This window comes from Xylocopilactobacillus apis (genome assembly GCF_033095965.1).
Lineage (GTDB): Bacteria > Bacillota > Bacilli > Lactobacillales > Lactobacillaceae > Xylocopilactobacillus > Xylocopilactobacillus apis.
The window spans coordinates 1914190-1939306 of record NZ_AP026801.1; the positions used below are offsets into that span (position 1 = coordinate 1914190).

Consider the following 25117-nt stretch of genomic DNA (forward strand, 5'->3'; position numbering starts at 1 on the left):
AATTAATAGACATGTCTAATATTTTTGATTTATTACTATCGGCGGCCTCGCAAGGGCTGCTTTGGTCCTTAATGGCAATTGGAGTCTATTTAACATTTAGGATCTTAGATATCGCTGATATGACAGCTGAGGGCAGTTTCCCTCTCGGCGGCGGCATTGCTGCAATCTGCATTGTCAAAGGAATTAATCCAATTCTAGCCACTATCATCGCTTTTCTAGGAGGAATGATTGCCGGGTTAGTAACGGGGGTTTTAAATACTAAGCTTAAAATTCCTTCTCTTTTAGCAGGAATTATCACGATGACTGGACTCTATTCAATTACTTCTCGGGTCATGGGTAATGCTGCTAACGTATCACTTCTTGGCAAAAATACGGTATTCACGATTGCCCAAAATTGGGGGCTGTCGCGCAATAATGCAGTAATCGTTATCGGCCTAATCATTTCTTTATTAGTCATTGCTCTATTAGTTTTATTCTTTCGAACTGAAATTGGACTTGCGATGCGAGCTACTGGTGATAATCCAGATATGAGTGCCGCAAATGGAATTAAAACTGAAAACATGAAAATTCTCGGATATATGATTTCCAATGCTTGTATTGCTCTTTCTGGAGCTTTGTTGGCGCAAAACAATGGCTTTGCTGATTTAAATTCAGGGGTTGGAACAATCGTAATTGGTCTTGCTTCAATCATTATTGCCGAAGTTCTTCTCCGCAACAAAAAAATTGGAATTCGGCTTTTAACATTAGTACTTGGTGCAATTATTTATCGTTTCATTCTTGCACTAGTATTTGAAATGAATGTCCAGCCATCAGATGCAAAACTAGCGTCCGCATTAGTTCTAGTCGTTTGTTTGTCATTACCTAATTTACGACTTCACCGCAATAAAGGAGGAAAAAACAATGCCCCAAGTCTTAAAGATTAGTAATTTAGAGCAAACATTCGAAAAAGGAACAGTTAACGAAAATCACGTCCTTCGAGGCGTTGATCTCGAGTTAGATGCAGGAGATTTTGTAACAATTATCGGAAGCAACGGTGCTGGTAAATCTACTTTACTAAATAGTATTGCCGGAACTCTCCCAATAAAGGACGGTCAAATCATTCTAAACGGTGAAGATGTGACTAAACAATCGGTAACAAAGCGCTCAAAAAAAATCAGCCGAGTCTTTCAAGATCCTAAGATGGGGACGGCAGTTCGTTTAACCGTCGAAGAAAATTTAGCATTAGCAATGAAACGCGGACAACATCGAGGTTTTGCTTTGGGTGTTAAAAGCCACGATCGAAAATTCTTCAAAGAACAGCTCGCGATGCTTAATTTAAATCTTGAGAATCGTTTAGAAACAGAAGTCGGTCTTCTCTCCGGCGGTCAAAGACAAGCCATCACTTTATTAATGGCAACATTGCAGCGGCCTGATTTAATTTTACTTGATGAACATACCGCAGCTTTAGATCCAAAAACTTCGGTTACTGTAATGGAATTAACCGAAAAATTAATTAGTGAACAGAAACTAACTGCTTTTATGGTTACTCACAATATGGAAGATGCAATTCGATATGGCAATCGATTAATTATGCTTCATCAAGGTAAAGTTGCAATTAATCTCAAAGGAGATGAAAAGAAAGATTTAACAGTTACGAAACTAATGGATCTATTCCAACAACAAGCTGGCAGTCAGGTAGAAGACGACGCCATGCTTCTAGCATAAAAAAACCGGCAAATGCCGGTTTTTTTAGTTTTCTTTTTCATAAATATAAGATCTAGTCATTGGAAGGGTTTGAGCGCTGCGACCATTGCTCAATAGGAATTGCATTACATCGATATTCCCTGCTTCAAAAGAACCTGCTGAAGCCTGTAAGTACATATCCCACATCCGGGCAAAGTCACGTCCATACTTTTCGCTCGTTTCGTCAAAAACCTTGTGATAATTTTCTGTCCAAATCTCCAAGGTTTTCTGATAATGGCGTCTTAATGGCTCCAAATCAGCTATCTGAAGCTTGGCATCCATAATATGCGTTAGATTCTCTGACACATTTGGAATATAACCGCCTGGGAAAATATATTTAACTAAGAATGGATCAACGCCCAATCCTTCATGCTGACCAGTAATTCCATGAATTAAAGCCACTCCATCTGGAACCAAGAGGTCTTTAATTTTTTGGAAATAAAGACCTAAATTTTCTTTTCCAACATGTTCAAACATCCCAACACTGACAACGTAATCGAAATCCACATCTTTTGGTACTTCGCGATAATCCATCAGCCAAACATCAACTTGATCTTCTAAGCCTTCTTTTTTGATCCGTTCTTTCGTGTAATCAAATTGTTCTTGGCTCAAAGTAATCCCAGTTGTTTTTAAACCATAGAGCTTTGCTGCTGCGATAATCATCGCTCCCCAGCCAGATCCAATGTCTAAAAGGGTTTTCCCCGCAACTGGTTTTAATTTATGCAGAATATGTTCAATCTTATTTCGTTGAGCTTGTTCTAAAGTGTCATCCGGGTGTTCAAAGTAAGCACAAGAATACGTCATTGTCGGATCAAGCCACTTCTTATAAAAGTCATTGCCAATGTCATAGTGTTTCTGAACATCCGCCTCACTCGCTTTTTCAGAATGAGACATTTTGGGCAGATATTTAATTAACCTTCCGTTTGTCAAAAAGCTATCTTTAGCTGCAAAAGCTGAAGCAACTAACTTTTGAATACTTCCTTCAATATCCAAACGATCATTCATATATGCTTCAGCGAGCCGCAACGTTGGTTCATGCATAAAATCAGTAACGGGAATTTCCTCATTAAACTTAATCTTAACTTCAGGAGTTCCCTCACCATAATTTTCCGTTGTTTTGTCCCAATAACTAACACTAACTGGGATGTCAAATGCATGACTTAAAATTTTCCGATAGATATTTTTATCAAAAACCATTTTTTACCTCAATTATTTTCTAATGAAAGATTATAAGACTCTTTTTTCAGAAATCAAATTTAATCAAAATAAGAAAATTTGTCGTCTTTAAAATGCTGAATTGCTTTATAATGCTGCTTATTAAAAATTTTTGGTAATTTATTCATATTAAAAAAGCATAAATCCATAGTTTCAGGACTTATGTCATGATTGCGATCTTTTAAATCAGATGTTACTACAAAAAATATAACGACTGATTGACTCAAATCACCATTGGGATACTTTTGTACTTGATTCGTCGAAATCCCTAATAATTTATCTACTTTTACCTGATAACCAGTTTCTTCCAAGAATTCCCTTTGGCATGTTTTTTCTGCGTTTTCCCCATATTCCATGGCACCACCAGGCAAACCCCACTGATTAAAATCACTCCGCTTTTGTAAAAGTATTTCATTTTGCTTATTAACTAAAATACCGGCCGCAAAAGTTAAGATGATTGGTTCATGTCCCACCATTTTACGAATCTGTTTAATATAATCAGACATAGTGAACCTCCTTTAAATAAAGCCCACTTGCAGGAGCAGTCCAGCGCGCTTCTTTACGGTCTTTTACCTCATACAAACGCAAGAAATCATGAATCTCACGTTTTTGACTGCCAATTTCTAATAACACTCCCAACATAATCCGAACTTGGTTATATAAAAAGGCATCTCCCGTAAAATAAAAAGTGATTTCATTATCCTTAACGTTTTCTTCAACTTCAGCCTGTGTGATCGTGCGAACTTTATTTGTCGCCTGCCCACCGCTAGCGGCAAAACTAGTAAAATCATGCGTACCCACAACATCTTTTAACGCTGTTTTAACTCGCGATAAGTCCATCGGATAAGGGTAGTGCGTCGTATAAAATCTTTTAAAAGGATCGACGAAACGCCCTCGGTCAACCCGATACATGTAAGTCTTTTCATGCGCTGAAAATCGGGCATGAAATTCTTCATCAACCTTTTGAACGTCAATAAATTCCACATCAAGCGGCATCAAACTGTTAAGGGCAAACTTCATTTTCTGAGGGTCAAGGTTTACGGGATAGTCAAAATGAATAACTTGTCCTAAAGCATGAACTCCAGCATCAGTACGACTTGCTCCAAATACAACAATCCGTTCTCCTTTGCTCATTTTTACAAGAGCTTTTTCAATCACTCCCTGAACGGTTCTCAACCTTGGCGCTTGGAGCTGAAATCCCGAAAATTTGGTGCCGTCATATTTTAAAATTGCTTTATATCTTTGTACCATTAGTTTTTAATTACCCATAATAAAATTGTTAAAATTCCAAGAACCGCAAACGCTAAAGTATCATTTAAATGCCAATGCATAATTCGATAACGTGTTCTCTTAGCGTTTGGCACGTAACCTCTTGCTTCCATCGCAATTGACAAATCTTCTGCCATTTTAAAATTGCTGTCTAAAAGCGGAACTAACAGTGGAATGATATTGAGCACTCTCTTTTTTAAGCTTGGATCATTAAAGTCAACACCTCTGGACATCTGGGCATTAATGATTTTTTGCGTTGAATCAGCAATCGTCGGAATAAATCTTAAGGCAATTGAGATCATTAAGCCGATCACTTCCGTTGGAACTTTTAGATAACTTAATGGTTTAAGCAAAGACTCAATTGAACTGGCAATCAAAAGTGGAGACGTAGTTAACGTTAAAATTGTAGAAATATTAATATTAATCACCAATCGTAAAAACATATAAAACGCACTGATTAAGCCACCGCTTGTAAGTTGAATAATGCCCCAATGGAAATAAACAGTTCCTCCCCCGGTAAAAAACATTTGAACAACAACCACAAATAGCATTAGGAGAATGAAAGATTTCATCCCTGATAAATAGAAAGAAAACGAGATCTTTGCAGCTTTTATTAAACCAATCGTAAATAACAGCAGTAATCCATAACTTAGCAAATTATTAGCCAAAAAAACGACCATGATAAAAAGAATCGTGAAGACAATTTTTCCACGAGGATCAAGACGATGAATGATTGAATTTCCCGGTAAATACCTTCCAATTAATAATTTACTCAATTCAAGTTCCTAACAATGTTTCTTTTAATTCACGAACTAACTCTTCAGTCGTTAATGGCGCAGGTGCTAAATTAATCCCTTTTTCTTGTAAACGATCACAAAATTCAATCGTTGCAGGAACGCCCACAGGAATATTTTCAGTAAACACTTCCCTTGGACTTCCCTTTTTTATAATTGAACCCTGCTCCATTAAAATAACCTGATCGCTATACTTTGCCACATCATCCATTTGGTGACTAACCATAATCGTAGTCAAATGCCATTCATGATGTAAGCTAAAAAACAGATCCATCATTTCTTCATGCGTATGAGGATCTAGTCCTGCAGTTGGTTCATCTAATACTAAAATCTTGGGATGCATTGCCAAAATTCCCGCAATAGCTACTCGCCTCATCTGACCCCCTGAAAGCGAAAAAGGTGATCTCTGTGCAACTTCATCGCTTAAACCAACAACTTTTAACATTTCTTTTGCTTGTTCATAGGCAGAATCTTTATCGACACCGAAATTAATAGGAGCAACTGCAATGTCTTTAATAACCGTTGATTCGTAAACTTGATTTTCAGGAAACTGAAAAACCATTCCGACTTTACTTCGCAACTGAGCTAACTTTTTTCGTTTTGTTTGATTATTGATTGTATAACCAGCAACTCGAATTTCACCCGAACTGGGGATCAAAAGACCATTTATGTGTTGAATTAGAGTAGATTTTCCACTACCTGTCTGACCAATTATCGAAACAAAACTGCCGGAAGGAATTTCTAAATTAATATCATTTAAAGCTTTAGTCTCAGTTGGAGAATTATAATTGTAAAAATAATTTACATTTTTGAAGCTAATGTCCATAAAAATTCAATCAACTCCTCTTCTGTCATCCAATCTTTTTTCAGCGGAAAATCCTGCTTTTTTAGCTGATAAATTAATTCTGGAATAAATGGTAATTCCAAATTATTATCTTTTATCAATTTTCGATTAGTAAAAATTTCCTGAGGTGTGCCTGATCCATTAATTTGCCCCTTAGTTAATAAGTACACTCGATCACTGACTAGTGCTTCAGATAAATTATGAGTGACCGAAATTATAGTTGTTTGGGTCGTCTTTTTTAATTCTAAAATTAATTCTAATAGATCTTTGCGACCTTTTGGATCAAGCATACTGCTTGCTTCATCAAGAATTAATACCTTAGGACTATAAGCTAAAGCCGAAGCAATCGCCACCCGCTGCTTTTGTCCCCCTGAAAGAGTTTCTGGCGTCCGATCGCGGTAATCCCACATTTTAACTAGGCTCAAATACTTCTCAACGATTTCTTCCATCTGATTGTGCGGAACCTGATGATTTTCTAACCCAAAAGCTACGTCATCTGCTACCGTTGCCCCGACAAATTGATTATCTGGATTTTGAAAAACCATCCCAACGTTAGCTCTAATTTGATCGAGATTTTCTTCGTTTAATTGAAGTCCAGCAATTTGAATTTCTCCCTTATCAGGTTTATTTAGTCCCACAATTGTTTTAGCTAAAGTACTCTTACCACTGCCATTTTCTCCAATAATAGTGGTAAAAGTATTACTCTCCACAGAGAAAGATATATTATTCAGTACGGGAGAATGAGCCTGCGAGTATGTAAAATAAACATTATTTGCTTTAACAATTTCAACCAAGCTCTAACCTCAATTCGTGTATAAAAAAAGTCCTTTGCATATTATACAGCAAGGACCATTAACTGAAAATTATTAAACTTTATACTAATTCAATAACAACCATCGGTGCGCCATCACCACGACGACTAACCGTTTTATAAATTCTTGTATAGCCGCCGTTACGTTCAGCATAACGAGTTGCTAAATCTGAGAACAATTTTTGAAGTGCTGATTCAACAACAACTTCTTCATCTTTCTCTTCAGTGCTTGCTATCACATTACGAACATAAGCGGCTGCTTGACGACGTGCGTGCAAATCGCCTCTTTTGCCCAAAGTGATCATCTTTTCAACGATCGAACGCAGATCTTTAGCTTTAGCTTCAGTAGTCGTGATGCGTTCATGTACAATAAGATCAGTTGTTAAGTTTCTGAGCATTGCTTTTCGATGGCCACTATCACGACCAAATTTTCGATAAGACATGGACTTATTCATCCTCCTTCTTAAGTGATAATCCTAAACTTGCTAGTTTAGCTTTGACTTCTTCTAAAGACTTACGTCCAAGGTTTCGAACTTTCATCATATCTGACTCTGTCATTTGAGTTAACTCACCCAGAGTATTGATTCCAGCTCTCTTTAAACTGTTATAAGAACGAACAGTTAAATCAATTTCTTCGATTGTCATATCGAGTAATTTCTCAATATGCTTATCTTCCTTTTCAACCAAAGTTTCAACGCTGCCAGCATCTCCATCAAGTTCAACAAAAATTGCTAAATGATCAGTTAAAATCTTAGCAGCTAAACTTAAAGCTTCCGATGGCATAATCGATCCATTAGTCCATATATCAAGTGTCAATTTGTCAAAATCGTTTCGATTTCTAACTCTCGTACTTTCAACTTGATAATTAACCTTTTCGATCGGTGTATAGATCGAATCGACTGCTAAAACCCCAATTGGCATACCTTCAGTTTTATTCTCTACCGCAGCAATATAACCACGTCCTTTTTTGACAGTCATATGCATCGACAGTTCTCCGCCTTTAGCGACTGAACAAATATATTGATCCGGATCCAAGACTTCAAGATCTGAATCTGTCACAATATCTGCTGCTGTAACGACTTTTTCACCCTTAATTTTTAACTCAATAACTTTTTCGTCAACATCAATTAACTTTAGCTTAAGTTTTTTAACATTAAGAATAATATGTGAAACATCTTCTAAGACTCCATCTACCGTTGAAAACTCATGGTAAACATTATCAATTTGAATGTCAGTTACTGCAGAACCCGGCAAAGAGGTCAATAAAACTCTGCGCAAAGAATTGCCTAAGGTAGTACCATAACCCCGTTCTAAGGGTTCAATGATAAACTTACCATAATTTGAGGTTTCCTCTATCCTTGCGATTGATGGTTTTTCAAATTCTATCATTTAGTAATTATTACCCCTTTCTGATCCGATATTTAAGATGAAAATAGGACTAATAATTACACACGGCGACGTTTTGGGGGTCTTGAACCGTTATGCGGAACTGGTGTATCGTCACGAATTGCAGTGATTTCTAACCCGGCTGCCTGCAATGATCTAATTGCTGATTCACGACCAGAACCAGGACCTTTAACAGAAACTTCTACATTACGCATACCTTGATCCATTGAAGACTTTGCTGCTGCTTCTGCCGCAAGTTGTGCAGCATATGGTGTTGACTTACGTGATCCTTTAAAGCCAAGTGCTCCAGCAGATGACCAAGATATCGCATTTCCCTTGGGATCCGTAATCATAACAATTGTGTTATTAAATGTTGAGTGGATATGAGCAACACCAGACTCAATATTCTTCTTTACTCTACGACGACGCGTAGTTCTTCTAGTTGCCAAATTTAACTACTCCCCCACTACTTCTTCTTACCAGCAATCGAAACTTTCTTACCTTTACGAGTCCGAGCATTATTTTTTGTGTTCTGACCACGTACAGGCAAATTGAATCGATGGCGTAAGCCACGGTAAGAACCAATTTCTTGTAAACGTTTAATATTAAGATTGACTTCTCTACGTAAATCACCTTCAACCTTATACTTATCAACAGCAGCGCGAATTGCGTCTTCCTGTTGTGGAGTAAGGTCTTCTTGGCGAATATCTTCAGAAACATCAACATCTTTTAAAATTTTCTGAGATGTAGACAAACCAATACCATAAATATAAGTTAACGCTATTACTATTCTTTTACCTCTCGGTAAATCAACTCCAGCAATACGAACCACTCTTTAATCTCCTAACCTTGTCTTTGTTTGTGTCTTGGATTTGCAGAACAAATCACCATTACACGCCCACGGCGCTTAATAATTCTGCAATGTTCACACATTTTTTTTACTGATGGACGAACTTTCATCCTAACCTCCGAATTTATCTAAATCTATACGTGATCCGACCTTTAGTAAGATCATACGGGGATAACTCAACAGTTACTTTATCTCCGGGAAGAATTCGAATATAATGCATTCTTATTTTTCCTGAAACATGAGCTAGAACTTCTGCACCGTTTTCTAGTTCAACTTTAAACATTGCATTTGGCAGTGTATCAGTAACTTTTCCGTGTACTTCGATCACATCTTGCTTTGCCAAATATAACCTCCACTTTGACTGCTCTTTCTGGGTCTAACTAATAAATAATACCACATAACACAATTCTTTAAAAGAATCAAACCTTTTCAAGAACTTTTTTTATTTCATCAAACACTTCATTAATTGGTTTATTGCCATCAATATTTGACAGTTTACCTTGTTTCTCATAATAGGCAATTAACGGGGTATTCTTTTCAATATTTACTTCAAGCCGATTACGAACAACTTCAGGTTTATCATCATCACGTTGATAGAAATCTTTACTGCCGCATACATCGCAGACACCTTCAACCTTTGGTGGGTTGTATATTTTATGGTACGTAGCCCCACACTTTCGGCAGATAAAACGTCCCGATAAGCGCTCAACCAAATCCTCTGGGTCAACTTTTATATTAACAACTCTATCAATCGAAGTCTTTAACTCTTTAACAATTTGATCAAGCGTTTCGGCTTGAACAAGAGTTCTCGGAAAACCGTCCAACATAAAACCGTGCTGCTGAACATCTTCTTGGGCAATGCGCTCTTTTACAATTCCACTTGTAACCTCATCAGGTACTAATTGTCCCTGATCCATGTACCCTTGAGCAGTTCTACCAAGTTCAGACTTTTTACTAATTGCTTCTCTAAACATATCTCCCGTTGAAATATGAACGATTTTATAATTTTCACTAATTTTTTCGGCCTGCGTACCTTTTCCAGCACCTGGCAAACCCATTAAAATAATATTCATTTTATATTACCTAATAAATCCAACATATTCACGTTTCATTAATAAACCATCTAATTGACGTGTAGTTTCAAGTGCAACTCCGACAATAATTAACAAACTAGTTCCTCCAAGGCCAATCGACTGAGGAAGTCCCCAAATATTGCTTGCTAACAATGGAACCAATGAAATTAGTCCTAAAAATACTGAACCAACGGTTGAAAGTCTAATCAAAAGTTTAGAAATGTAATCTTCTGTTTCTTCACCCGGCCGAACACCTGGAATATAACTTCCCTGCTTCGTTAAGTTTTCTGCAACTTTTTCCGGATTTACCTGCACAAAAGCATAGAAGAAAGTGAAGAGGACAATTAAGATTGTATAAATTGCCACGCCCCAATTACTTTGTAAATTAAAGATGGAATCTAACACTTTAAACCATGTATCTTCACCATGAGCATTTCGAAAAGCTGTCAAAATTGTTTGTGGCGTCACAATAAACGAACTGGCAAAGATTACCGGAATAACACCAGAAACATTAATTTTCAATGGTAGAAAACTGTTATCTCCTGTCCCAGTTGCTCGCCGAGTAAATTGGATTGGTATTTTATAATTTGCCTGCTGAACATATGTTACAAAAGTAGTAATTAAAATTACAGCAACAACAATTAAAACAATAAGCCCAATATTAATCATAAGGCGTGTATTTGAAGCCCCAACAATAAACTGGTGGTATAATCCCATAATTCCACTTGGAAGTCTTGAAATAATACCTCCAGCAATAATCATCGAAACACCATTACCTAAACCCTTATCTGTTATCTGTTCACCCAGCCACGTCAAAAACATTGTACCGGCAGTCAAGATAAAACCAATTTCAATAAAAGTATTTACAGTTGGTACTTTAACAAGCTTTTGTCCATTATTATTCAGCGTTGAAAGAGCATTAAATCCACCAGTGATGGCCACTGATTGTAAAAATGCTAAAACTATCGTTAAAACTCTGGTAACATTATTTAGCTTCCGTCGACCGACTTCACCCTGTTTACTCCATTCAACAAAGACTGGAACAATATCCATTTGCAGTAATTGCACTACAATTTGTGCTGTAATATAAGGGGATACGCCTAAAGCAAATATTGAATAATTTGCCAAACCTCCCCCGCTTACAGTGTCCAGAATAGGCACTAAACCGCTCTGGGCGATGCTAGTCATTGCTTTCGCATTGACTCCAGGGACTGTCAGTAAAGACCCAAAACGATAAATCAAGAATGCAAAAAACGTGAAAAGTATTCTTGATCTGATATTTTTTACTTTTAAACCCCTGAATAATGTTTTGAACATTAATTTACCTCAACGGTTCCACCGGCATTGACGATCGCTGTATTCGCCGACTGTGTAACTTTACTTACCTTAACAGTAAGCTTTTTCTCAATTTTACCATTACCTAAAATTTTTACGCCTGAAAGGGGCTTTTTAATAATTCCCTTTTCTAATAAGACTTTATCATCAATAACTTCACCATCATCAAATACGTTCAATGCAGTGAGACTAACTTCAGCGTATTCTTTACGGTTAATGTTATTGAATCCTCTTTTTGGCATTCTCCGGAACAAAGGCATTTGTCCGCCTTCAAAACCCATTCGGACTTTCCCGCCTTGACGAGCTTTTTGTCCTTTGGTTCCACGGCCTGCGGTTTTTCCGTAGCCAGAAGAAAATCCACGAGCTACACGTTTACGTGAATGACGTGAACCTGGTGCTGGTCTTAATTCGTTTAACTGCATACTTGCTCCCTTTCTACTCGTTTACTTCCTCAATTGAAACTAAATAAGCAACTTTATCAATTGCACCTCTAATTGAGGCATTATTCGGTAGGATCGACGTTGAGTGAACTCTACCTAATCCAAGTGCTTTAACAATTTTCCGATGTTCAGGAATTCGGTGTAATGCACTTCTTTCAAGAGTAACTTTAATCTTTGTCATTTTATCGCTCCTATAACGAATCTACAGAGATCCCACGCAGGTCTGCTGTTTGTTGTGCGGTCTTTAATCTCTTTAAACCATCAAATGTTGCGCGAATTACGTTAATCGGAGTATTACTACCCTGTGATTTACTAGTAATATCACCAACACCAGCAAGCTCAAGGACAGAACGAACAGCACCCCCAGCAGAGATTCCAGAACCCTCTCTAGCAGGTTTTAGTAAAATATGACCAGAACCATAATGTCCTTTAACTTCGTGAGGAATTGTTGTTCCAGAAGTAGGTACAGTTATCATATTTTTTCTTGCTGCATCAGCGGCTTTACGGATTGCTTCAGGAACTTCCTGTGCTTTACCGGTACCGAAGCCAACATGTCCACTCTTATCACCAACAACAACAACTGCTGCAAAACGAAGTCTACGACCACCTTTTACAACTTTTGTAATTCGGTTGATTTGAACGACTGTTTCTTCCAGTTCGTTTTCTTTTGTATCAAAATCTGCCATGAATGTTTTTCTCCTTCATCAATCCTAAAAGTCTAAACCAGCTTCTCTTGCACCATCAGCAAGAGCCATGACGCGACCATGATACACATATCCTCCACGGTCAAATACAACTTGCTTGATATTTTTATCAAGAGCGCGTTTGCCTAGAATTTCACCAACAGCTTTTGCTTGTTCAACTTTAGTACCTTTACGGTCAAAGTCTTTATCTAAGCTTGATGCACTCACAATAGTTGTTCCTTTGTCATCATCGATGATTTGGGCATAAATATTCGTATTGGAACGAAATACATTCAAGCGAGGCTTTTCAGCAGTACCGTTGATATGGAAACGCATCCGGCTATGACGTTTAAGTCGAATTTTATTTTTATCAATTTTTTTAATCATCTTAACTACTTACCTGTCTTTCCTTCCTTACGACGTACGTATTCATCATGATATCTGATTCCCTTACCCTTGTAAGGTTCAGGTGAACGAACTTCTCGTACTTCGGCAGCAAATTTACCAACAGATTCTTTGCTAATCCCAGAGATCACAATCTCAGTATTGGAAGGAACTTCAATTTTGATCCCTTCTGGGGCAGCCATCTCAACAGGATGAGAATATCCAACGTTTAATACTAATTTTGTTCCTTGCATTTGGGCACGATAACCTACACCGACCAAATCAAGATGTTTCTCATACCCTTTGGTCACACCTTCTACCATATTGGCAAAAAGAGCCCTTGTTGTACCATGGAGAGCTTTATATTGATCACTAATTCGATCAAATGAAACTTCGTTTCCTTCAGTCTTAATAGTAATTTCTGGACGAAAGTCTCTCGAAATGCTCCCTTTTGGCCCTTTGACTGTAATGGTGTTTCCATCTTGGGTCATTGTAACACCTTCTGGTATTACAACTTTTTTATAACCTATACGACTCATCTAAACACCACCTTTTACCATACGTAGGCGAGCACTTCGCCGCCTACCTCTTTTGCACGTGCTTCTTTATCAGACAATACTCCAGCGGAAGTTGATAAAATTGCAATCCCAAGACCATTTAGAACACGTGGTACATTATGGGATGATACATAAGTTCTTAATCCAGGTTTTGAAATACGTTTCAAACCAGATATAACTCTTTCGTTATCATATCCGTACTTAAGAAAAATACGAATTACTCCTTGCTTGTTATCTTCACTTACAACATAATCGCGAATAAAACCTTCGCGCTTTAAAATGTCTGACATTGAAATTTTAATTTTTGATGCAGGTACATCCAAGTATTCGTGTTTCACCATATTAGCGTTACGAATTCTTGTCAAATAATCTGCAATTGGGTCAGTTAATGTCATTGCTCCTCGATCCTCCGTTTACCAACTTGCTTTATGCATTCCAGGAATTTGTCCTTTATGAGCCAATTCACGAATACACAACCGGCAAAGATGAAATTTCTGATATACAGAGTGCGGACGACCACAACGAGCACAGCGTGTATAGTTCTGAGTTGAGAACTTTGCAGGTCTTTTATTTTTTTCTATTAAAGCCTTTTTAGCCAAGTTTGTTTTATCCTCTCTTCATTGGTTATCTAGCAAACGGCATGCCTAACTGAGTTAAAAGCTCAAGCGCTTCTTCATCAGTATTTGCTGTTGTTACGATAACGATATCCATTCCTCTAACTTTGTTAACATCATCAAAATTGATTTCTGGGAAAATTAATTGTTCTTTAATACCTAAAGTGTAATTTCCACGTCCATCAAAAGATTTAGCACTAATTCCATGAAAATCACGAACTCGTGGAAGTGAAACATTAATTAACTTATCCAAGAAATCATACATCCGTTCACCACGAAGTGTAACCTTTGTTCCGATTGAATTTCCTTCACGTAATCTAAAGCCGGCAATTGAATGCTTTGCTTTTGTGATAATAGGCTGTTGACCTGAAATAAGTTTTAATTCACTTACTGCCTCATCTAAGAACCGAGAATTCGAAACAGCATCTCCAACACCCATATTAATTACGATTTTAACTAACGATGGTGCCTGCATAATAGATTTGTAATTAAACTTTTCGATCAATGAAGGGGTAATTTCTTCAACATATTTTTTCTTTAACCGATTTTCCATCTCTTAAATCCCCTTCCTATGCCTTATCAATCGCTTCGCCAGATTTTTTGGCGATTCTAATTTTTTTACCATCACGAACTTCAATTCCTATTCGTGTTGGCTTATTCGTTTTTGGATCAAGCAGCATTACGTTTGAAGCATCAATTGGTGCTTCAGTTTCAATGACACCGCCTTGAGTATCAGTATTGTTTGGTTTCACATGTTTCTTAACCATATTGACGCCTTCAACGATGACCCGGTTTTTGTCTCTAAAAACTTTTTTAATTGTTCCGACTTTGCCTTTATCAACTGACTTACCGCGTACTACTTGAACCTTATCAAGCTTTTTCAAATACAAAATATATCCTCCGTACGATCACTTTATAGAACTTCTGGCGCCAGAGAAACGATTTTCATAAAATTATGATCACGCAACTCACGAGCTACTGGTCCAAAAATACGAGTTCCTTTCGGACTTTTATCAGCATTGATAATAACTGCTGCATTGTCATCAAATTTAATATAAGAACCATCAGCCCGTCGAACACCATATGCACTACGAACGATAACTGCTTTGACAACATCCGATTTCTTGACAACGCCTCCAGGCGTAGCTTGTTTTACTGTCGCTGTTACAATATCTCCAACGTTTCCATACTTACGGTAAGAACCCCCATAACTTGGATTACAAGAAGTTCACGAGCGCCAGAATTATCAGCTACTTTAAGCCGAGTTTCTTGTTGAATCAAAATTTATTCTCCTTCTTCTGCCTGAAATCTGTATTATACAATTTCTGCTTTCTTAACGATTTCAACTAAACGAAATCTTTTAGTCTTTGAAAGCGGACGAGTTTCCATAATCCGAACAATATCCCCAACTTTAGCTTCATTCTTTTCATCATGAGCATAGTACTTCTTGGAATATTTGATTAATTTCTTATAAATCGGATGGGTTTTTCTGGTGTCGACCTCGACAGTGATCGTCTTATCGCCCTTATCAGAAATAACTTGTCCTTGATAGACTTTACGACTGTTTCTCTCTTCAGCTGTCATTAACTTTCACCTTTCTTTTGCTCTGTTAAGATTGTCAAAATTCTTGCAATGTTTCTCTTGACTTTCTTCAAGCGAGCGGTGTTTGTGACATTGCCAGTTGCTTGTTGAAATCTCAAATTGAATAATTCAGTTCGATATTCTTTTTCCTTGGCAATCATCTCAGATGTAGAAAGTTTTCTTATCTCACTTGCTTTCACTATTTATCACCATCCGTTTCGGTCGTCTCCGCACGAGTCACAAATTTTGTCTTAATTGGCAATTTATTTGATGCCAAGCGCAAAGCTTCACGTGCTACTTCTTCAGGGACTCCAGCAACTTCAAAAAGAACCTTTTCTCTTTTTACTACTGCAACCCAACCTTCAGGAGCACCTTTACCATTACCCATACGAACCCCTACACCTTTAGATGTATAAGACTTATGTGGGAAAATCTTAATCCAAACTTTACCGCCACGTTTCATATAACGAGTCATTGCAATACGGGCTGCTTCAATTTGGCGGTTTGTAATCCAGTGATTCTCTAAAGCTTTAATTCCGTATTCACCAAATGCAATTTCTTTTCCGCCTTTAGCTTCACCACGCATTTTACCGCGGAATTCACGACGGTGTTTTACACGTTTAGGTACCAGCATTTAAAATACTCCTTTTTTAACGACCGTTATTGTTAGATCGTCTATTATTTCGATTATTACTACGATTATTATTTCGATTATTTCCACGATTGCCGCCGCGTCGTTGGTTTCCTCTTTGAGGACGGCCTTCTTCAGCCAAGTTAACTCTTGGCTTACCTGGCAATACTTCACCACGGTAAATCCAAGTCTTAACACCTAATTTACCGTAAGTAGTAATTGCTTCATCCCATGAATAATCGATGTCTGCTCTTAAAGTATGCAGTGGAACACTTCCAAGTGAATGTTTCTCACGGCGAGCCATATCAGCACCATTTAAACGACCTGAAATCTGTGTTTTAACTCCCAAAGCTCCGGCTCTCATAACTCTTTGCATTGCTTGCCTTTGAGCACGTCTAAATGCAATACGGGCTTCCAATTGGCTAGCAATACTTTCACCAACTAAATGTGCATCAAGATCCGGTTTCTTAATTTCCACGATATTAACATGGACAGTGCTTTTAGTTAAATTAGAAAGGTCATGACGTAAAATTTCAACTTCACTTCCGCCTTTACCAATAACCATTCCTGGTTTAGCAGTATGGATAAAAACATTAACCATATTTGATGCTCTTTCAATTTCAACGTGAGAAACTGAAGCACTTGCTAAACGTTTGAAAATATATTTTCTTAGTTCGATATCCTCGATTAGATATTTAGCAAAATCTTTTTCTGCATACCATTTGTCTTCATAATCGCGGATAACACCAACTCTAAATCCAATTGGATTAATCTTTTGACCCAAACTTCGTTCTCCTCTTTACTCTTCGTTCTGTTTAACAACCAACGTAATGTGACTAGTTCTTTTATGAATTGCAGACGCTGAGCCTTTGGCTCTTGGTCTAAAGCGTTTCATTGTAGGACCTTCATCAACAAACGCTTCTGAAACATAAAGATCCTGAGCATCTAAGTCAAAATTATTAACCGCGTTTGCTACCGCAGAGTGCAATACTTTATATACAACTGGAGATGCACCACGTGGGGTAAATTTTAAAATTGCATATGCTTCAGCAACTTTTTTGCCACGGATTAAATCAACAACAAGTCTTGCCTTGCGTGGAGCAATTCGGACCGTTTTTGCTGTCGCACGAGCAGAAGTAATTACTTCACCTTTATCATCAGCCATAAATTTCTCCTTTATTTCTTCCCTGTTTTACGATCTTCACCAGAGTGTCCTTTAAAAGTACGAGTTGGTACAAATTCGCCTAACTTATGTCCAACCATGTCTTCTTGAATATAAACTGGGACATGTTTACGGCCATCATAAACAGCGATTGTATATCCAATAAACGAAGGAAAAATCGTTGAACGGCGAGACCAAGTCCTAATAATCTGTTTCTTTTCTTGATCCTTTTGAGCATCAACCTTTTTCAGCAAATGTTCATCAGCAAAAGGACCCTTTTTTAAACTACGAGTCATATAACCCTAATCTCCTCTACTTATGATTCCGATGGCGAATAATGAATTTCTCTGATTTCGCTTTTGTATTACGTGTCTTCTTACCTAAGGTCTTCTTACCCCAAATTGATACTGGCGATGGACGTCCAATAGGAGCTTTACCTTCACCACCACCATGTGGGTGATCGTTAGGGTTCATAACTGATCCACGAACAGTTGGGCGAATTCCCATCCAACGCTTACGACCAGCTTTTCCAAGCTTGATTAACTCATGCTGTTCATTTCCGACTTCACCAATTGTTGCACGGTTTCTTGCTAAAATGTTACGCATTTCGCCCGATTGGAGACGAACAGAAACATAATTTCCTTCTTTACCTAAAACCTGAGCTGAAGTTCCTGCTGAGCGAACCAATTGTCCGCCTTTGCCAGGCTTCAATTCGATGTTATGGATTAAAGTACCATCTGGAATGCTTGAAAGAGGCATGGCGTTACCGACTTTAATATCAACATTCTCGCCTGAAACAATCTTTTGACCTACTTCTAGTCCTTTTGGAGCTAAAATGTATGTTTTAATACCATCGGCATAGAAAAGCAATGCGATATTAGCACTTCGATTTGGATCATATTCAATCGCTTTGACAGTTGCCTCTACGCCATCTTTTTGTCGTTTAAAATCAATAATCCGATATTTTCTCTTATGGCCTCCGCCAATATGACGTACCGTAATATGACCTTGAGAATTACGCCCAGCTTTTTTAGCTTTCGATTGAACCAATGATTTTTCTGGTTTCGTTTTCGTAATTTCAGCAAAGTCTGAGGAAGTCATATTCCGGCGACCATTTGTAGTCGGTTTATACTTAATGATTCCCAATAATCTGCTCCTTTACTTTATTTCTTATCAGTACTTTGGTCTTGTTTTTCATCAGATGCCTGATTGTTGTTCAAGACTGGAATTTCTTTTGAGTCAGCAGTTAAAGTAATGATTGCCTTCCGCTTGCCTGCTTTATAACCGCTATACTTGCCATAACGACGAAACTTCTTACGGATGTTCATTAAATTTACTTCTTTAACTTTTACATCAAAAATTTCTTCAACTGCATGGCGGATTTGGATCTTATTAGAGCCTGGAGCAACTAAAAACGTATATTTACGTTCACCCATGAGATCCATGGCCTTTTCAGTGATCACTGGTGTCTTAATGACGTCATGTGCATTATCACTCATGCGAATACCTCCTCAATGATCTCAAGAGCTTTCTTTGTCAAGATCAATTTCTTGCCTTGTAAAATGTTTAAAACATTAATTCCTGTTGGAGTTACAAAGCGAACTTTTTGAATATTACGACCAGAAAGAACTGCATTTTCATTCTCTGATTCAACAGCGATCAAAGCAGAATTGCCATCAGCCTTAATGTTTTTCATAAATTCAACAAATTCTTTTGTTTTAGGTGACTCAAAATTCAAATCTTCAACAACGATCAAATCTTGATCTTTAACCTTTTGAGAAAGAACTGATTTAAGTGCTAAACGACGAACTTTCTTCGGTAATTTATATGAATAACTGCGTGGATGTGGTCCAAAGACAACACCTCCGCCTTTCCATTGTGGTGAACGAATTGAGCCCTGACGTGCTCGACCCGTCCCTTTTTGACGCCATGGTTTTCTACCACCGCCAGAAACTGCTGAACGATTTAATACGTTAGAATTTCCTTGGCGTAAGCTTGCTCTTTGCATTACAACTGCGTCAAAAACTACATGTTCATTTGGTTCAATCCCAAAAATAGAATCACTAAGTGTTACTTTCCCATTTTCGGAACCATCTTGACGATATAAAGTAATTTCCGTCATTGTTTCTCCTTAATTTACTTAGTGACCGCTTTTACGGCATTTTTAACAGTTACGAATGATTTATTTGCTCCCGGAACATTACCTTTAATTAAAAGTAAATTGCGTTCAGCATCGATCTTCGCGATCACTAGATTTTGCATTGTGACCGTATGGTTACCCATTCTACCCGGTAACTTTTTACCTGGGAAAACACGATTTATGATTGCACCCATTGAACCAGGAATTCTGTGATAACGAGAACCGTGAGTTTCAGGTCCACGAGATTGATTATCCTTCTTGATATTTCCCTGATAACCATGACCTTTACTTGTACCAGTCACGTCTACTAATTCTCCAGTTGCAAATTGGTCAACTTTGATAGTTAATTCTTGAGATCCGAATTCATCTTCTCCCAATTCCAATCCACGAATTTCTTTTACGAAACGTTTCGGCTTAGATTGAGCCTTCTTTGCGTGGCCTTGTTCAGGCTTATTGCTGAGAACATCACGTTTCTCTCCCGTGCCAAGCTGAACGGCATCATAACCATCATGTTCCATTGTCTTAACTTGTAACACTGTATTTGGTGATACATCGATAACAGAAACAGGGATCAGTTCACCATTCTCATCAAAGATTTGTGTCATACCAATCTTTCGGCCAAGTATTGCTTTAGTTGCCATGTGAACCCTCCTTTTATAGTTTGATTTCAATATCAACGCCGCTTGGAAGATCTAACTTCATCAGGGCATCAACTGTTTTTGGTGTTGGATTTAAAATATCGATTAGTCTCTTATGAGTAAGCATCTCAAACTGTTCCCGTGAATCTTTATGTTTATGTGGGGACGTTAAGACCGTATACAAAGATCTTTCTGTCGGCAGCGGGATTGGGCCAGAAATACTAGCGCCTGTCCGTTTAGCAGTTTCAACAATCTTTTCAGCGGACTGATCAAGAATGCCGTGCTCATAGGCCTTTAATCTAATTCTAATTTTTTGATTTGCCATTTTTTCCTCCTCGTCAAAGTTCTTGTATTGACTAGCTCGGCGAAAGAACCAGCACACTCTGCAATGGCAATGCAGCCGGGTGTGTTGCAACATTTCGCGTCATCGCTTAAGAGTCCTATCCGCAATTTTGCGCACAGAGATCCCTTGTTTCAAATAACAATTAAATAGTATACTGCATAAATCCTTGCCCGACAAGTACTTTTTAATTTCTATTTTCAATTTTTTTCTTTTGATTTATGATTTTAAAAAAAGGACTTGAATCATGATAAAAATTAAAATTATTCAAGGTGATATTACCAAAAGTTCCGTTGACGCAATCGTTAATGCCGCAAACACCACTTTAATGGGCGGTGGCGGCGTCGACGGAGCAATTCATCACGCTAGTGGTCCGAAGTTAGATGAGGCCTGTGCAAAACTACACGGTTGCAAAACCGGTGAAGCTAAAACTACTCCTGGTTTTAATCTTCCAGCCAAATTTATTATTCACACTCCTGGGCCAATTTGGCGCGGTGGTCATAGTAATGAAAGAGAATTGCTTAGAAATAGTTATAAAAATTGTTTGAAAGAAGCAGAAAAACATCAATGTGCCTCTGTCGATTTTCCCTCAATCAGTACTGGTGTCTATCACTTTCCTTTAAATGAAGCTGCCCAGATCGCAATTTCATCAATTAAAGAATTTAAAGCCCATTTTATAAAACAGATTCGCATTGTCGCTTTTGATCCTGTAACAAAAACAGCATATGAAAAGGCTCTTAAAGATAAAGAAAAATAGTTGCATCAATTATCTTCGATGTTGTTTTGAACCGCGTTTTATTACGTTAATAAAGCGTTGAGTGCTAAGTTGATTTTCAATATCTTGTTTCTTATGATTCAAACGCTCAATCTCGATTTCGAGTGCTAGAATTTTAGACGAATCTTCAATATCTTTCTTGGTCAGTTCTTTTCGATTTTTTAACGCAACTCCAAGGTTAACCTCTGCGGCAATCACATTATTACGTTTATCAGTAGAATCAACAACAATATCGGCAATTGCTCGATACATCTGATTACGACGTTCCCATAAATCATGCAATTGACGAGTAGTGCTTCTTTCAACGATCGGTCTTTTAGTATTGCGCAAAAGCCGATGCATGATGTGTGGTAAATCTCCATAAAGATAAACAATTGTTGCCTTGCTTTTTTTAAGTAAGTGGATATTGCGCTTTACTTCGACAATTCCTCCGCCGGTTGAAATAACCCCATTATTTTTTAATGCCTGCTCTAAAATCTGTGATTCAATTCGACGAAAATAAGGCTCGCCTTTTTTATTAAAAATTTCACCAGGTGTGGCACCTTCGGTTTTGGTAATCATTTTATCAGTATCGCAAAAGTTAACTTTAGTTTTTTTAGCTAAAAAAGCTCCAACCGAAGTTTTCCCCACACCCATAAAACCAATCAGTACAATCGGATTTTGATTCATTATAAATTGACTTACCTAACTTCCTTTTCTAAATTCTATGTTCAATATCGTGATTGATGATAACTTCAATCAGTCATCAAAAATGGGATTTCTGAAATCTTCATCGGAACAATGATCGGATCTCCAATCTCTTTAATTGCAACTAAGTTTAAAATTCCACTTCGATTCTTTTTATCGTTTTTTAGCAGTTCAAAAAATTCAGGTGTTCCTAAAAATGGTGAATAATCGGGTAAACCAACTGCTTCTAAACTTTTTTTAATTGTAAGGTTAACCCTGTCGGACTAATGCCCAATTTTTCAAACATCTTCGTGACTGCGATCATTCCAATACTAACTGCCTCACCGTGTCTCATCAAACCGTGATTTAATGATTCAATCGGATGACCAAAGGTATGACCAAAATTTAAAAATTGTCGGATTCCAGCTTCTTTTTCGTCAGCCATCACGATATTAGCTTTATAAGAAATCGAGCGTTCAATTAATTTTTCGCATTGTAATTTCAAATTAGCAATTGTTTTAATTGTCCCCGTCATCGCAAAAAAATCAGGCCCCGCTAAAACACTAGTTTTGACGACTTCTGCATAACCTTCTACTAGGTTACGATCATCTAAAGTTAAAAGATAATTAGGATCAACAATCACTAAATCAGGTTGATAAAATGTTCCTATAACGTTTTTAATCCCAGCGAGATCAACTGCTGTCTTTCCGCCAACACTTGAATCAACTTGTGCCGTTAAAGAAGTCGCAATCTTAAGATATGAAATGCCTCTCATATAAAGACTTGCTGTTAAACCCGCCAGATCCCCAATCACTCCACCGCCTAGCGCTACAACTCCGTCATCACGTGTAAAACCTGCTGATGCCATTTGTTTTATCAGCATCGCAACGCTATTAAGCGACTTTGCTTCTTCTCCGTGTTTCACAATTAATTTTAAGCAATTAAAACCGACCGCAGTCAATTGGTCTGACACGTTATTAAGATAAAGCGGTGCTACGTTATCATCAGTTATAATTGCAATTTTACGATAATTCCAAAAATTCCAAACATTTTGCACAAATTGCCCAATCTTTTTGGCTGAATCTGGCTCAATTATTACATTGTATTCATGATTAACTAGTTTAACTGAAATTATCATAACTCAAAAATTTTAATCGATTGTTCAGCTAATTTTTTATATTGAGTTGGTGTTAATGCCTGCCGTCCATCAACAAAGGCTTTATCTGGCTGATCGTGAATTTCGACAATTAATCCTTGCGCTCCAGCGGCAACCGCTGCTAAGCCAATGGGCGTTACATATTCACTAAAACCGGCTGCATGAGATGGATCGCCAATTATTGGATAATGAGTTAAATCTTTAAGAACCGGGATTGCTCCGACATCAAAAGTGTTGCGCGTGTATTTGTTATCAAAAGTTCTAATGCCACGCTCCACTAATACGATTTTGTCATTACCACCAGCAGCAATGTACTCAGCAGCGTTTAATAAATCGTCAATTGTTGCTGACATGCCTCGTTTTAAAAGGACCGGTTTTCTTTTTTCTCCCAGAGCTTTTAACAGCGAGAAATTCTGCATATTCCGAGCTCCTACTTGGAAAATATCCGTATAACGATCTACTAATTCAAGATCACGGGTGTCCATGATCTCAGTTACCATATCCATATTTAGCTTATCAGCAGCCGCTCGATGATATTTAAGCCCCTTTTCTCCTAAGCCTTGAAAAGTATAAGGCGACGTCCGAGGTTTAAACGACCCTCCACGTAAAATAGTTGCTCCTGCCTCTTTAACCGCCTGGCCCATTTTCAAAATATGTTCCTCAGATTCAATTGAATCCGGTCCTGCTATTAAAGTAAAATGATTTCCCCCAATTACACTGTGCTTAGTTCTGATAATCGTATCGTCCGGGTGAAAAATCCGCGAAGATTTAATATAACTTGGATGTTGCTGCCACACCTGATCAAAATCATCGTGATTTAGTTTTGCTAAATCACTAGGACTTGAAAAATCCATAAAAGCTACTATTTCCTTATTAACGGCAACTTGATGACCAGACTTTTGAGCACGCTCAGCAGATCGTTCAGCCTGCTGAGCGTTTTTAAATTTAATAATCATGATTATGGCTCCTTTTTAGATTTTGGCTCGAATTTTACTGTTATGAAAATTGTACCAGATCAGACGATAAATGATTTATCAAGTTAAAACAAAAAGTCCCACAATTATTAATTGTGAGACATTCTTTAAAACACTAAATTGATAACTTGTATTAAGACGGGAACCACGACTACAAACAAAACTGTACTTGTTGTCACTACATTGGTCGCATATTTCACATCGCCATGCGATTGACCTACAAGAATCGGCAGAACTGCTAAGCCGGGAGTAGCTGCTTGAATAACTAACGTACTTTGTTCAACATTTGGCATTTGTCCGCCCATTTTTGCACCGATTAGGATAAAAATAATCATGAACGCGGGAGCAAAAACAAAACGTCCGAGCAAGGCCCAAACTGTATCTCGATCAAAGCGAATTGATCTTAGTCCTGCATCTGCCAGTATAATTCCGATATAAATTAATGACATCGGAGTTACGATTCCTCCAACCATACTTAATGTTTCAGTAATCCATCCGGGAATTGGAATCGCTAGCAATAAGAAAATTAATGAAACTAAGAATCCAACTAAGGGTGCGGGAAGTAACTTTTTCCAATTGAATTCTTTTTTCGTACCATTTTCGACTGTCGGATCATCAGCTGAGATAAAGAAAACGCCAATCGCCCAGGTCGAAACTGTATTGACCACATAGTAGACTAAAAAGTAAGGCAGACTCTTTTGACCAAAAAGCGCTAAGTTTAAAGGCAATCCAATAAAAATTGTATTTGCATTAGCAAACATGTTAATGAATGTGCCCCGCCGTCCTTTTTTTATTTTTAAAACTTTTGATAAAATCCATGCCAGTAAGTAACTTGCTGCAAAACTCGCAAAAGCATAAACAAGTCCTCCGGTTAAACCGACTAATTTATTACGGGTAAGATATTTTAAAACTGAAACAAAAATCGAAGCCGGTAAAGCAATATTCATGATCAAAAATGAAATATTTCCTTTAAATTGATCTCCTACTTTGCCAGATGTTCTAAGCCAATATCCTAGAGCAATAACGATGACAATCTCTGCCACACTTTGTAACGATGTAATAAACGCCTGCATTTAA

40 protein-coding genes and 2 pseudogenes are annotated in these 25117 nt (G+C 37.7%); 3 read left to right on the forward strand and 39 right to left on the reverse strand.

Translation table 11 applies throughout. The features are described from left to right. The first annotated feature begins 11 nt into the window (after positions 1-11). Both R8749_RS08990 and R8749_RS08995 read left to right on the forward strand, forming a co-directional pair. Positions 12-923 carry an ABC transporter permease gene (locus R8749_RS08990; protein ID WP_317696152.1) on the forward strand — a complete coding sequence of 304 codons (912 nt, stop codon included), beginning with the start codon at positions 12-14 and terminating at the stop codon, positions 921-923. Continuing rightward, entirely contained in the window at positions 901-1704 is an 804-nt protein-coding gene (locus R8749_RS08995) for an ABC transporter ATP-binding protein (RefSeq protein WP_317696155.1), read from the forward strand. The genes R8749_RS08990 and R8749_RS08995 overlap by 23 nt, the downstream gene beginning before the upstream one ends. A gap of 24 nt (positions 1705-1728) precedes the next feature. Here the strand turns inward: R8749_RS08995 and R8749_RS09000 are convergent, their stop codons facing one another. The 35 genes and pseudogenes from R8749_RS09000 to rpsJ form a co-directional block, all read right to left on the reverse strand. Further along, positions 1729-2919 carry an SAM-dependent methyltransferase gene (locus R8749_RS09000; protein WP_317696157.1) on the reverse strand — a complete coding sequence of 397 codons (1191 nt, stop codon included), beginning with the start codon at positions 2917-2919 and terminating at the stop codon, positions 1729-1731. Between the two features lie 59 nt (positions 2920-2978). Then, positions 2979-3443, reverse strand: coding sequence for an NUDIX hydrolase (locus R8749_RS09005; protein ID WP_317696160.1), 465 nt, complete (start codon positions 3441-3443; stop codon positions 2979-2981). Next, the gene (gene truA, locus R8749_RS09010) at positions 3436-4188 is read right to left on the reverse strand and encodes a tRNA pseudouridine(38-40) synthase TruA (protein ID WP_317696162.1); all 753 of its coding nucleotides are present in this window, start codon (positions 4186-4188) and stop codon (positions 3436-3438) included. Before truA ends, R8749_RS09005 begins: the two co-directional genes overlap by 8 nt. Beyond that, a complete protein-coding gene (locus R8749_RS09015) occupies positions 4188-4982 on the reverse strand; it encodes an energy-coupling factor transporter transmembrane component T family protein (RefSeq protein WP_317696164.1) in 795 nt (264 codons plus the stop codon). The genes truA and R8749_RS09015 overlap by 1 nt, the downstream gene beginning before the upstream one ends. Position 4983: 1 nt before the next feature. Continuing rightward, complete coding sequence (locus R8749_RS09020; protein ID WP_317696166.1) at positions 4984-5826, reverse strand: energy-coupling factor transporter ATPase; 843 nt, start codon at positions 5824-5826, stop codon at positions 4984-4986. Beyond that, entirely contained in the window at positions 5802-6638 is an 837-nt protein-coding gene (locus tag R8749_RS09025) for an energy-coupling factor transporter ATPase (RefSeq protein WP_317696168.1), read from the reverse strand. The genes R8749_RS09020 and R8749_RS09025 overlap by 25 nt, the downstream gene beginning before the upstream one ends. Before the next feature lie 79 nt (positions 6639-6717). Beyond that, positions 6718-7098, reverse strand: coding sequence for a 50S ribosomal protein L17 (gene rplQ, locus R8749_RS09030; protein WP_317696170.1), 381 nt, complete (start codon positions 7096-7098; stop codon positions 6718-6720). Between the two features lie 4 nt (positions 7099-7102). Further along, a complete protein-coding gene (locus tag R8749_RS09035) occupies positions 7103-8044 on the reverse strand; it encodes a DNA-directed RNA polymerase subunit alpha (protein ID WP_317696172.1) in 942 nt (313 codons plus the stop codon). Positions 8045-8100: 56 nt separating this feature from the next. Further along, a complete protein-coding gene (gene rpsK, locus R8749_RS09040; protein WP_317696174.1) occupies positions 8101-8490 on the reverse strand; it encodes a 30S ribosomal protein S11 in 390 nt (129 codons plus the stop codon). A 17-nt stretch (positions 8491-8507) separates the two neighbouring features. Further along, the gene (rpsM, locus tag R8749_RS09045) at positions 8508-8873 is read right to left on the reverse strand and encodes a 30S ribosomal protein S13 (RefSeq protein ID WP_317696175.1); all 366 of its coding nucleotides are present in this window, start codon (positions 8871-8873) and stop codon (positions 8508-8510) included. Between the two features lie 11 nt (positions 8874-8884). Then, positions 8885-9001, reverse strand: a complete 117-nt coding sequence (gene rpmJ, locus R8749_RS09050) for a 50S ribosomal protein L36 (protein WP_317635307.1) — start codon at positions 8999-9001, stop codon at positions 8885-8887. A gap of 14 nt (positions 9002-9015) precedes the next feature. Next, complete coding sequence (gene infA / locus R8749_RS09055) at positions 9016-9234, reverse strand: translation initiation factor IF-1 (protein WP_317696177.1); 219 nt, start codon at positions 9232-9234, stop codon at positions 9016-9018. Between the two features lie 76 nt (positions 9235-9310). After that, complete coding sequence (locus R8749_RS09060) at positions 9311-9964, reverse strand: adenylate kinase (protein WP_317696179.1); 654 nt, start codon at positions 9962-9964, stop codon at positions 9311-9313. Positions 9965-9970: 6 nt separating this feature from the next. After that, on the reverse strand, positions 9971-11281 hold the full coding sequence (gene secY, locus R8749_RS09065; RefSeq protein ID WP_317696181.1) for a preprotein translocase subunit SecY: 1311 nt from the start codon (positions 11279-11281) through the stop codon (positions 9971-9973). Next, positions 11281-11721, reverse strand: a complete 441-nt coding sequence (gene rplO / locus R8749_RS09070) for a 50S ribosomal protein L15 (protein WP_317696184.1) — start codon at positions 11719-11721, stop codon at positions 11281-11283. Before rplO ends, secY begins: the two co-directional genes overlap by 1 nt. A gap of 13 nt (positions 11722-11734) precedes the next feature. Continuing rightward, a complete protein-coding gene (gene rpmD, locus R8749_RS09075; RefSeq protein WP_317696186.1) occupies positions 11735-11920 on the reverse strand; it encodes a 50S ribosomal protein L30 in 186 nt (61 codons plus the stop codon). A gap of 10 nt (positions 11921-11930) precedes the next feature. Further along, complete coding sequence (gene rpsE, locus R8749_RS09080) at positions 11931-12425, reverse strand: 30S ribosomal protein S5 (RefSeq protein WP_317696189.1); 495 nt, start codon at positions 12423-12425, stop codon at positions 11931-11933. A 24-nt stretch (positions 12426-12449) separates the two neighbouring features. Further along, positions 12450-12809, reverse strand: coding sequence for a 50S ribosomal protein L18 (gene rplR, locus R8749_RS09085; protein ID WP_317696192.1), 360 nt, complete (start codon positions 12807-12809; stop codon positions 12450-12452). Between the two features lie 5 nt (positions 12810-12814). Continuing rightward, the gene (gene rplF, locus R8749_RS09090; protein ID WP_317696194.1) at positions 12815-13345 is read right to left on the reverse strand and encodes a 50S ribosomal protein L6; all 531 of its coding nucleotides are present in this window, start codon (positions 13343-13345) and stop codon (positions 12815-12817) included. 14 nt (positions 13346-13359) lie between these two features. Further along, positions 13360-13758 (reverse strand): 30S ribosomal protein S8, encoded by a 399-nt coding sequence (gene rpsH, locus R8749_RS09095; protein WP_317696197.1) that lies wholly within the window; start codon positions 13756-13758, stop codon positions 13360-13362. Positions 13759-13776: 18 nt separating this feature from the next. After that, entirely contained in the window at positions 13777-13962 is a 186-nt protein-coding gene (locus tag R8749_RS09100; RefSeq protein WP_317696199.1) for a type Z 30S ribosomal protein S14, read from the reverse strand. Positions 13963-13987: 25 nt separating this feature from the next. Then, complete coding sequence (rplE, locus tag R8749_RS09105) at positions 13988-14530, reverse strand: 50S ribosomal protein L5 (RefSeq protein WP_317696201.1); 543 nt, start codon at positions 14528-14530, stop codon at positions 13988-13990. Positions 14531-14546: 16 nt separating this feature from the next. Beyond that, on the reverse strand, positions 14547-14867 hold the full coding sequence (rplX, locus tag R8749_RS09110) for a 50S ribosomal protein L24 (RefSeq protein ID WP_317696203.1): 321 nt from the start codon (positions 14865-14867) through the stop codon (positions 14547-14549). 23 nt (positions 14868-14890) lie between these two features. After that, a pseudogene (rplN, locus tag R8749_RS09115) lies at positions 14891-15258 on the reverse strand (50S ribosomal protein L14). A gap of 33 nt (positions 15259-15291) precedes the next feature. Continuing rightward, on the reverse strand, positions 15292-15561 hold the full coding sequence (rpsQ, locus tag R8749_RS09120) for a 30S ribosomal protein S17 (protein ID WP_317696205.1): 270 nt from the start codon (positions 15559-15561) through the stop codon (positions 15292-15294). Next, complete coding sequence (rpmC, locus tag R8749_RS09125) at positions 15561-15758, reverse strand: 50S ribosomal protein L29 (RefSeq protein WP_317696207.1); 198 nt, start codon at positions 15756-15758, stop codon at positions 15561-15563. The genes rpsQ and rpmC overlap by 1 nt, the downstream gene beginning before the upstream one ends. Then, positions 15758-16192 carry a 50S ribosomal protein L16 gene (rplP, locus tag R8749_RS09130; protein ID WP_317696209.1) on the reverse strand — a complete coding sequence of 145 codons (435 nt, stop codon included), beginning with the start codon at positions 16190-16192 and terminating at the stop codon, positions 15758-15760. Before rplP ends, rpmC begins: the two co-directional genes overlap by 1 nt. Before the next feature lie 16 nt (positions 16193-16208). Further along, positions 16209-16973 (reverse strand): 30S ribosomal protein S3, encoded by a 765-nt coding sequence (gene rpsC, locus R8749_RS09135; RefSeq protein ID WP_317696212.1) that lies wholly within the window; start codon positions 16971-16973, stop codon positions 16209-16211. Between the two features lie 15 nt (positions 16974-16988). Further along, entirely contained in the window at positions 16989-17354 is a 366-nt protein-coding gene (rplV, locus tag R8749_RS09140; protein ID WP_317696214.1) for a 50S ribosomal protein L22, read from the reverse strand. A gap of 11 nt (positions 17355-17365) precedes the next feature. Then, a complete protein-coding gene (rpsS, locus tag R8749_RS09145; protein ID WP_317696216.1) occupies positions 17366-17647 on the reverse strand; it encodes a 30S ribosomal protein S19 in 282 nt (93 codons plus the stop codon). 16 nt (positions 17648-17663) lie between these two features. Further along, a complete protein-coding gene (gene rplB / locus R8749_RS09150; protein WP_317696218.1) occupies positions 17664-18497 on the reverse strand; it encodes a 50S ribosomal protein L2 in 834 nt (277 codons plus the stop codon). 17 nt (positions 18498-18514) lie between these two features. Beyond that, the gene (gene rplW / locus R8749_RS09155; protein ID WP_317696220.1) at positions 18515-18850 is read right to left on the reverse strand and encodes a 50S ribosomal protein L23; all 336 of its coding nucleotides are present in this window, start codon (positions 18848-18850) and stop codon (positions 18515-18517) included. Then, a complete protein-coding gene (gene rplD / locus R8749_RS09160) occupies positions 18847-19473 on the reverse strand; it encodes a 50S ribosomal protein L4 (protein ID WP_317696222.1) in 627 nt (208 codons plus the stop codon). The genes rplW and rplD overlap by 4 nt, the downstream gene beginning before the upstream one ends. Before the next feature lie 14 nt (positions 19474-19487). Continuing rightward, complete coding sequence (gene rplC, locus R8749_RS09165; protein ID WP_317696224.1) at positions 19488-20132, reverse strand: 50S ribosomal protein L3; 645 nt, start codon at positions 20130-20132, stop codon at positions 19488-19490. Positions 20133-20145: 13 nt separating this feature from the next. Then, positions 20146-20454, reverse strand: a complete 309-nt coding sequence (rpsJ, locus tag R8749_RS09170) for a 30S ribosomal protein S10 (RefSeq protein WP_317696226.1) — start codon at positions 20452-20454, stop codon at positions 20146-20148. Between the two features lie 262 nt (positions 20455-20716). Here rpsJ and R8749_RS09175 point away from each other — a divergent pair, with 262 nt between their 5' ends. Beyond that, the gene (locus R8749_RS09175) at positions 20717-21226 is read left to right on the forward strand and encodes an O-acetyl-ADP-ribose deacetylase (RefSeq protein WP_317696229.1); all 510 of its coding nucleotides are present in this window, start codon (positions 20717-20719) and stop codon (positions 21224-21226) included. Between the two features lie 9 nt (positions 21227-21235). Here the strand turns inward: R8749_RS09175 and R8749_RS09180 are convergent, their stop codons facing one another. The 4 genes and pseudogenes from R8749_RS09180 to R8749_RS09195 all read right to left on the reverse strand — a co-directional run bounded on the left by R8749_RS09180 (position 21236) and on the right by R8749_RS09195 (position 25113). After that, positions 21236-21913: a shikimate kinase gene (locus R8749_RS09180; protein ID WP_317696231.1), complete on the reverse strand. Its 678-nt coding sequence runs from the start codon at positions 21911-21913 to the stop codon at positions 21236-21238. Positions 21914-21978: 65 nt separating this feature from the next. Next, positions 21979-23048, reverse strand: a pseudogene (gene aroB, locus R8749_RS09185) (3-dehydroquinate synthase). Beyond that, positions 23045-24022: a 3-deoxy-7-phosphoheptulonate synthase gene (gene aroF, locus R8749_RS09190; RefSeq protein WP_317696234.1), complete on the reverse strand. Its 978-nt coding sequence runs from the start codon at positions 24020-24022 to the stop codon at positions 23045-23047. The pseudogene aroB and the gene aroF overlap by 4 nt, the downstream one beginning before the upstream one ends. A 125-nt stretch (positions 24023-24147) precedes the next feature. Continuing rightward, entirely contained in the window at positions 24148-25113 is a 966-nt protein-coding gene (locus R8749_RS09195; RefSeq protein ID WP_317696236.1) for an AEC family transporter, read from the reverse strand. Positions 25114-25117: the final 4 nt, after the last annotated feature.

Bases quoted from the DNA above. Each gene is read 5' to 3' on its own strand.
- R8749_RS08990 (WP_317696152.1), top strand. From the start codon at position 12: ATGTCTAATATTTTTGATTTATTACTATCGGCGGCCTCGCAAGGGCTG.
- R8749_RS08995 (WP_317696155.1), top strand. From the start codon at position 901: ATGCCCCAAGTCTTAAAGATTAGTAATTTAGAGCAAACATTCGAAAAA.
- R8749_RS09000 (WP_317696157.1), bottom strand. From the start codon at position 2,919: ATGGTTTTTGATAAAAATATCTATCGGAAAATTTTAAGTCATGCATTT.
- R8749_RS09005 (WP_317696160.1), bottom strand. From the start codon at position 3,443: ATGTCTGATTATATTAAACAGATTCGTAAAATGGTGGGACATGAACCA.
- truA (WP_317696162.1), bottom strand. From the start codon at position 4,188: ATGGTACAAAGATATAAAGCAATTTTAAAATATGACGGCACCAAATTT.
- R8749_RS09020 (WP_317696166.1), bottom strand. From the start codon at position 5,826: ATGGACATTAGCTTCAAAAATGTAAATTATTTTTACAATTATAATTCT.
- rplQ (WP_317696170.1), bottom strand. From the start codon at position 7,098: ATGTCTTATCGAAAATTTGGTCGTGATAGTGGCCATCGAAAAGCAATG.
- R8749_RS09035 (WP_317696172.1), bottom strand. From the start codon at position 8,044: ATGATAGAATTTGAAAAACCATCAATCGCAAGGATAGAGGAAACCTCA.
- rpmJ (WP_317635307.1), bottom strand. From the start codon at position 9,001: ATGAAAGTTCGTCCATCAGTAAAAAAAATGTGTGAACATTGCAGAATT.
- R8749_RS09060 (WP_317696179.1), bottom strand. From the start codon at position 9,964: ATGAATATTATTTTAATGGGTTTGCCAGGTGCTGGAAAAGGTACGCAG.
- secY (WP_317696181.1), bottom strand. From the start codon at position 11,281: ATGTTCAAAACATTATTCAGGGGTTTAAAAGTAAAAAATATCAGATCA.
- rplO (WP_317696184.1), bottom strand. From the start codon at position 11,721: ATGCAGTTAAACGAATTAAGACCAGCACCAGGTTCACGTCATTCACGT.
- rpmD (WP_317696186.1), bottom strand. From the start codon at position 11,920: ATGACAAAGATTAAAGTTACTCTTGAAAGAAGTGCATTACACCGAATT.
- rpsE (WP_317696189.1), bottom strand. From the start codon at position 12,425: ATGGCAGATTTTGATACAAAAGAAAACGAACTGGAAGAAACAGTCGTT.
- rplR (WP_317696192.1), bottom strand. From the start codon at position 12,809: ATGATTAAAAAAATTGATAAAAATAAAATTCGACTTAAACGTCATAGC.
- rplF (WP_317696194.1), bottom strand. From the start codon at position 13,345: ATGAGTCGTATAGGTTATAAAAAAGTTGTAATACCAGAAGGTGTTACA.
- rpsH (WP_317696197.1), bottom strand. From the start codon at position 13,758: ATGACATTAACTGACCCAATTGCAGATTATTTGACAAGAATTCGTAAC.
- rplE (WP_317696201.1), bottom strand. From the start codon at position 14,530: ATGGAAAATCGGTTAAAGAAAAAATATGTTGAAGAAATTACCCCTTCA.
- rpsQ (WP_317696205.1), bottom strand. From the start codon at position 15,561: ATGACAGCTGAAGAGAGAAACAGTCGTAAAGTCTATCAAGGACAAGTT.
- rplP (WP_317696209.1), bottom strand. From the start codon at position 16,192: ATGCTGGTACCTAAACGTGTAAAACACCGTCGTGAATTCCGCGGTAAA.
- rplV (WP_317696214.1), bottom strand. From the start codon at position 17,354: ATGGCTGATGATAAAGGTGAAGTAATTACTTCTGCTCGTGCGACAGCA.
- rpsS (WP_317696216.1), bottom strand. From the start codon at position 17,647: ATGACTCGTAGTTTAAAAAAGGGTCCTTTTGCTGATGAACATTTGCTG.
- rplW (WP_317696220.1), bottom strand. From the start codon at position 18,850: ATGAGTGATAATGCACATGACGTCATTAAGACACCAGTGATCACTGAA.
- rplD (WP_317696222.1), bottom strand. From the start codon at position 19,473: ATGACGGAAATTACTTTATATCGTCAAGATGGTTCCGAAAATGGGAAA.
- rplC (WP_317696224.1), bottom strand. From the start codon at position 20,132: ATGGCAACTAAAGCAATACTTGGCCGAAAGATTGGTATGACACAAATC.
- rpsJ (WP_317696226.1), bottom strand. From the start codon at position 20,454: ATGGCAAATCAAAAAATTAGAATTAGATTAAAGGCCTATGAGCACGGC.
- R8749_RS09175 (WP_317696229.1), top strand. From the start codon at position 20,717: ATGATAAAAATTAAAATTATTCAAGGTGATATTACCAAAAGTTCCGTT.
- R8749_RS09180 (WP_317696231.1), bottom strand. From the start codon at position 21,913: ATGAATCAAAATCCGATTGTACTGATTGGTTTTATGGGTGTGGGGAAA.
- aroF (WP_317696234.1), bottom strand. From the start codon at position 24,022: ATGATTATTAAATTTAAAAACGCTCAGCAGGCTGAACGATCTGCTGAG.
- R8749_RS09195 (WP_317696236.1), bottom strand. From the start codon at position 25,113: ATGCAGGCGTTTATTACATCGTTACAAAGTGTGGCAGAGATTGTCATC.